The organism is Herpetosiphon geysericola, assembly GCF_001306135.1.
Lineage (GTDB): Bacteria > Chloroflexota > Chloroflexia > Chloroflexales > Herpetosiphonaceae > Herpetosiphon > Herpetosiphon geysericola.
This window is the reverse complement of sequence record NZ_LGKP01000004.1, coordinates 187,342-194,122: the sequence shown is the minus strand read 5'-3', so window position 1 is coordinate 194,122 and position 6,781 is coordinate 187,342. Positions and strand designations below refer to the sequence as shown.

Genomic DNA, 6,781 nt, shown 5'->3' with positions numbered 1-6,781 from the left:
GCGGCCACGGCGGGTTTTGGTCGGTAAGAGCGGGGCAATTAATGCAAACTGGGCATCGGTCAATTCATGGCGAGCCATAGACACCTCCTGCCGAAGAGTCTACCATGGAATTATCAGACAGAACCTATTTCAAATGGAGACAGCGTGATGCTGAACGGAAGTTTTAATCCCCTCTCGAGGATTTTGGTTATTCGAATTAACTGCGCCGTGCTAACCGAGGGGTTTGACGAACCAACGTTTTAATCCCCTCTCGAGGATTTTGGTTATTCGAATCCTCTTTCAACCCTATGGGCCAATCAAAGGATCATTAGGAGTTTTAATCCCCTCTCGAGGATTTTGGTTATTCGAATCACAATCACAGCCTGAAGCAAAAGCAGAAAAGCCAAGCTGTTTTAATCCCCTCTCGAGGATTTTGGTTATTCGAATATGCGTTTCATTGGCTCTATAATTATCCTGAATTTAAGGTTTTAATCCCCTCTCGAGGATTTTGGTTATTCGAATGGCATGAAAGCCATGATTCCATTGATGTCCTTAGGCGCGTTTTAATCCCCTCTCGAGGATTTTGGTTATTCGAATAAAGGTCGCGCTATAGCTGAGCTTCATGCGCCGCTCATACGTTTTAATCCCCTCTCGAGGATTTTGGTTATTCGAATTTATTTACGTCAAAACGGAAGTGACCGGACAGTTTGGTTTTAATCCCCTCTCGAGGATTTTGGTTATTCGAATGCTCAGGCAAAACAGCGAAGTTAACATAACGGTTATTGTTTTAATCCCCTCTCGAGGATTTTGGTTATTCGAATGCAATCGCCAAGCAGCGGTATTCAAGTCATTGTGTCAGTTTTAATCCCCTCTCGAGGATTTTGGTTATTCGAATTTATAATCAACGTGTGCGGTATCCAGAACACGCGATTGGTTTTAATCCCCTCTCGAGGATTTTGGTTATTCGAATGAAGGTGCGGCGAGCTGTGTATTACGAACTGAAGCTACGCAGGTTTTAATCCCCTCTCGAGGATTTTGGTTATTCGAATAGGTATTGACATATAAATGAAATGAGCGACCTGAATCAAAGTTTTAATCCCCTCTCGAGGATTTTGGTTATTCGAATATGCCTGAATTTCAATCATGGATTCATGATATTGAATATCTGTTTTAATCCCCTCTCGAGGATTTTGGTTATTCGAATCTTGGAACGATATTCGTTACTGCGATTATAGCATAGGAGTTGTTTTAATCCCCTCTCGAGGATTTTGGTTATTCGAATAGTAATCTTGAGGTACAATATGATTCAGCAAGCACAGAAGTTTTAATCCCCTCTCGAGGATTTTGGTTATTCGAATGTTGAACGCTGTAAATCAGAATACATCGATATTGCGGCGTTTTAATCCCCTCTCGAGGATTTTGGTTATTCGAATACAATTGGCAGAAGCTCGTTCGTTCCGGTTGCAGTTGGGTTTTAATCCCCTCTCGAGGATTTTGGTTATTCGAATCAAACCAGCCGTCGAAAAGACCATGACCTCCTCGGAGTTAGTTTTAATCCCCTCTCGAGGATTTTGGTTATTCGAATGCTGCGATCTATGGAGTTGAGTCGGTCATTAGAGAAATTGTTTTAATCCCCTCTCGAGGATTTTGGTTATTCGAATACCACGGCCATTCCTACGCCCAGCGCTCGATACCGAGCGGGTTTTAATCCCCTCTCGAGGATTTTGGTTATTCGAATGGCGAGCAGCCGCTCGTGGGCCAATAACAGGTTTGTCTGTTTTAATCCCCTCTCGAGGATTTTGGTTATTCGAATTTTTCAGCCCAGCCTGGTAACTCGGCGGTTGATTCATATTCGGTTTTAATCCCCTCTCGAGGATTTTGGTTATTCGAATCTGATTTGAAGCGCGATTTGCTGAATCCAAACGCATCCGGTTTTAATCCCCTCTCGAGGATTTTGGTTATTCGAATCAAACTTGGCGGCCAGATCATCTATGAATCGCGTATGTGTTTTAATCCCCTCTCGAGGATTTTGGTTATTCGAATGGATTCGCTTATGGCTTGGCTCCAGCATTGGTATTGGAATGTTTTAATCCCCTCTCGAGGATTTTGGTTATTCGAATCCCGCCGTATGTGCGGTTGGCCCAGCGTGCAGCTTTCGTGAGTTTTAATCCCCTCTCGAGGATTTTGGTTATTCGAATCCAGGTGCCGGACCAGAGAAGGCAGCAACCAATCCACCGTTTTAATCCCCTCTCGAGGATTTTGGTTATTCGAATATAATATTCTAGGCTTTCCTACCATTTGCATTGTTGGCAGTTTTAATCCCCTCTCGAGGATTTTGGTTATTCGAATGCATTGCGGGACTCGCAACGAAGATTTGCACGCTGTCAACTGGGAGTTTTAATCCCCTCTCGAGGATTTTGGTTATTCGAATCTTATTTTAATGAGTAAATTGGTCGCAAAATCAGCAATATGTTTTAATCCCCTCTCGAGGATTTTGGTTATTCGAATGCCAAACACGGCTAGAGGGCGATCAACAACACGTTTTATTTGGTTTTAATCCCCTCTCGAGGATTTTGGTTATTCGAATTTCTTTACCGATGATCAAATCGCAAAACTTAAGGCTATGGTTTTAATCCCCTCTCGAGGATTTTGGTTATTCGAATCCCAAGGCTGTGCCAGCTTGCATCCCAAGCTGGCGGATGGTTTTAATCCCCTCTCGAGGATTTTGGTTATTCGAATCGAGCATCGACTTGGAAGCAATAGCCAAATTTACGCTTGACGTTTTAATCCCCTCTCGAGGATTTTGGTTATTCGAATGAATGTTGCCAGCTTGCCCGTGCGCGTAAACGCTGGTATGTTTTAATCCCCTCTCGAGGATTTTGGTTATTCGAATCGCTATAGATATAGCGTTCGTAGCGGTCGCGTAATTGCGTTTTAATCCCCTCTCGAGGATTTTGGTTATTCGAATGTGTAACCATATCCAACGCGCCCACCGCGACCTGAAGTTTTAATCCCCTCTCGAGGATTTTGGTTATTCGAATCCAACTTTCCGTAAGCGGTGACTATAATTATACCGTAAGTTTTAATCCCCTCTCGAGGATTTTGGTTATTCGAATTTTACATTGAAAGATATCGAAGATTCTATCGCCAATAACCGTTTTAATCCCCTCTCGAGGATTTTGGTTATTCGAATCATGTATGAAGAATTGGTGTACGAGCCATATAATACGTTTTAATCCCCTCTCGAGGATTTTGGTTATTCGAATAATCAACTTGCACAACGGTTAAGCCTAGCTTTTCTGCGTTTTAATCCCCTCTCGAGGATTTTGGTTATTCGAATTTGAGCGCGCGCCGCGTCCATGCCATATCAGCAACCGGTTTTAATCCCCTCTCGAGGATTTTGGTTATTCGAATCTAGCAGTAATGGCAGCATGGCCACGCGCAACGCACTGTTTTAATCCCCTCTCGAGGATTTTGGTTATTCGAATACACTTGAAAATATTCGATCAATTCAGCGGTTCGCTGTCCGTTTTAATCCCCTCTCGAGGATTTTGGTTATTCGAATTCTATTTGGGCCGATTTAGTTCAACGTTCGCGAAAATTGGGTTTTAATCCCCTCTCGAGGATTTTGGTTATTCGAATTCATCTTGTCAGGATCTTCGTGGGTATGAACAATGCAATTGGGTTTTAATCCCCTCTCGAGGATTTTGGTTATTCGAATGAACGCGCACCGTATCGTATAAGTTGGCTGTGTTGGAGTTTTAATCCCCTCTCGAGGATTTTGGTTATTCGAATGAACATAAACGCTATACGGCCAGCCAAGCATTTGTGTTTGGTTTTAATCCCCTCTCGAGGATTTTGGTTATTCGAATTCATGACATGTGGAGCTTTAAGGTAGGTGGCTTAGGTTTTAATCCCCTCTCGAGGATTTTGGTTATTCGAATTTAAATTCAGCATGACCCGTCCAGTTATAAGTCTTTGGTTTTAATCCCCTCTCGAGGATTTTGGTTATTCGAATGGATTTGAGAAAGCAGGTAAAGAGGCTGTTACCGATGCGTTTTAATCCCCTCTCGAGGATTTTGGTTATTCGAATGGACAAATAGGATCTGCATCATTCTTGAGAATATGTTTTAATCCCCTCTCGAGGATTTTGGTTATTCGAATCCACCATTGACGAGTTGCGCGAGGTCGGTGCTGATGAATTAGTTTTAATCCCCTCTCGAGGATTTTGGTTATTCGAATACATTCTATCCCCACCAAAACCATACTATAACGAGTACGTTTTAATCCCCTCTCGAGGATTTTGGTTATTCGAATTCATTGACGAAGCGGGGATGTGTGCCGCGCTGCATGACCGTTTTAATCCCCTCTCGAGGATTTTGGTTATTCGAATTTTCGAGTACGCCACTTTGCTATACTCTGCATGAGCTATGTTTTAATCCCCTCTCGAGGATTTTGGTTATTCGAATATACCCCAATTTTCATGGCTTTGCAAGGCCCTAAAACGCGCGGTTTGCGCGGTCCGATTTTTTTGGGCATTTTTGGGCGGGTTTTTAAGCAAATTTGCATGTGGATAACTCGCTTTTTGGCCTTCAGAATCGGATCGCGCGGCAGTTTATGAATATTAAATTGTGGATAAGCACAATTTAGGTCACTCTGGAGCCATATTTCAAAAAATGTAAATCGTGACGCTAGTTTCGAGCGCTGGCCCATTGCCAATAATTTCGGTATGCGGCGCACAAACTCCACACAAGCGATAGGTGCGTAAATTATCGCCATCAGCAGGCCGCAACACTTTGTGGAGTTTACCACGTAGTTTGCTATATTGCTTGGCGGTTAGATCGCATTCAAAAACGCTATATTGCACCCGTTGGCCAAAACCTTCAAGGATTTTGGCAATTCTGGTGCGCCGCTTGTCAACCGCAATGTCATAGGAAATCAAGTAGAGCATCGATCCTCCTAGCGCGTTGTCCAAGCTTGATAGCCGTTGCCAGTCTGAATTGCCCGCGCCAACTGGCGTGCTTGTAGCTCAATACAACGCCAATAGCTCACCTTGCCTGGGCGGCCATCGGCGCCATCTGGATGGGTTACTTCAGTGCGCATGCGTTCTTCAAACGCAGCAACAAAGCGTTTCTTGCCCTCGTTGCTGAGCAAAATTGGATGCTTTGGATCGTCGCTGGGGCTAAAATCACTCGCATTTAGCCGACCATCACTACAGCAGCGAATAACCAAGGCATCGACTAAAATTGGTCGAAATTCTTCAATTAAATCAAGCACCAACGATGGCCGATTGTAATCGAGTTGATGTAGAAATCCTTGATAGGGATCAAAGCCAACTGCCTGCACCGCGCCCAAAGTTTTGTGCACCAACAACGTATAGCCCAACGATAATAAAACATTCACCGGGTCGGTTGGCGGGCGCCGATTGCGATTATTAAACATCCATTCTTGATCAAATAGGCTGCGTAAGCCGCCAAAATAGGCTGCCGAGCCGCTGCCTTCAACCCCAACCAATGAGCTAATTTTGGTTGTGCGCTCAACTCGCTCAATAAAATGTTCGAGTGCTGCGATCGATTCCTGCACATTGGCATCGACGTTTTGGCGATTACGGGCAAAGCGTTGCAACACCGCGCGGCAGTTGCGTAATTTGCCACTTACACAGGCTTGCGCCATCGCCAGAGCCCATGCCTCGTCATCAGCGCGCCGATATTGAGCACGCCGCAGCGCAACATGGGCGGTTACTTCACCAATCAGGCGCCCATGATAGCGTCCTTGGGTGGTCAAAAATGTCACTTCAATCTGCTGATCGAGCAGGCGCTTGATTGCAGGCGTGCTAAACCCAACATTGCCCATCACCACAATATCTTCAAGTTTGGCCATGGGCACATTGCCCAGCTCTTGATCGGTTTGCCAAATTGCCAGCCGTTCACCGTCGCAACGAATTTCCGCACCTTGTTCGAGCACATACAGGGTGGCCATTGATTAAGCTCCTTAGCGTTCAACTAAGCGGGCGCGGCCTAAACCGCGGGTTGTTCCCGCTCCCACTCCGCTCCAGAAGGCAAAGCGGGCAAGGGTATCAATACACGAACACCAGTAGCGATCGCGCGAGGTTGCGGTGTAGGTGCAGGTGCCAACCGCACCAATTTGCAAGGCTTGGTTTTTGGTTGGCTCGCGCTGTGAACGTAATTCAAAATAGCTGGTGGCCATACATTCGCTGGCAAAGCGCTTGACTTCTTCAGGAAAAGTTAGCGGCGCAACTGCATTCCATTTATCAAGCAAGCTGCCAAATACCAAATCTGGAGTTGGCATCGGCTGATTCAACCCGCGCTGCCGAAAGGTCACTGGCGAATGGAATTGCAGCGTCCAGCGGCGTGCAATCGAATCTTGGGCCATGCTGGGCGCCAACAATTCGCTATAACTGTGCTGACCAACCCACGGATGTTCATGGTCTTGACGTAAAATTGCCTCAACTCGCCAAGCACTGCCATCAAGATCCAATAATTCCAACTGGTCTGCCTGCCACGTCTGGGCCAGATCTTCCAAAACAGGAGTTAAGAGCGTGACCCGCAAGCCATAGTCGGCGCTGGTTGTGACCATGGCGTGGTTGGCTTGGGGCTTGAGGCCCAACACATTCGAGACGGTCAGTGGTTTAACTCCAATTTCATCATGAATTTGCTGGGCCAAATCGGGATTGGCAGCCTGAATCAGCTTCAAAATGGCAGCGTGAGTTGCGCGGGCCAAATTTGGCTGAACCTTGGCATTGGCGACGGGCCGAATTTGCATCATTAACGCCATTGGCATC

Annotated in this window: 3 protein-coding genes and 1 CRISPR repeat array; all 3 genes read right to left on the bottom strand. The window is 45.7% G+C overall.

The features are described from left to right. Nucleotides 1-160 precede the first annotated feature (160 nt). Nucleotides 161-4,448: a CRISPR direct-repeat array (repeat unit 37 nt; unit sequence GTTTTAATCCCCTCTCGAGGATTTTGGTTATTCGAAT). A 200-nt stretch (nt 4,449-4,648) separates the two neighbouring features. The 3 genes from cas2 to cas6 are packed head-to-tail and all read right to left on the bottom strand — an operon-like array spanning nt 4,649 to nt 6,780. Then, complete coding sequence (cas2, locus tag SE18_RS01695) at nt 4,649-4,930, bottom strand: CRISPR-associated endonuclease Cas2 (protein ID WP_054532684.1); 282 nt, start codon at nt 4,928-4,930, stop codon at nt 4,649-4,651. Between the two features lie 8 nt (nt 4,931-4,938). Next, entirely contained in the window at nt 4,939-5,958 is a 1,020-nt protein-coding gene (gene cas1, locus SE18_RS01690; protein ID WP_054532683.1) for a CRISPR-associated endonuclease Cas1, read from the bottom strand. Nucleotides 5,959-5,970: 12 nt separating this feature from the next. Further along, nucleotides 5,971-6,780, bottom strand: a complete 810-nt coding sequence (gene cas6 / locus SE18_RS01685; RefSeq protein ID WP_054532682.1) for a CRISPR system precrRNA processing endoribonuclease RAMP protein Cas6 — start codon at nt 6,778-6,780, stop codon at nt 5,971-5,973. Between the last annotated feature and the right edge of the window lies 1 nt (nt 6,781).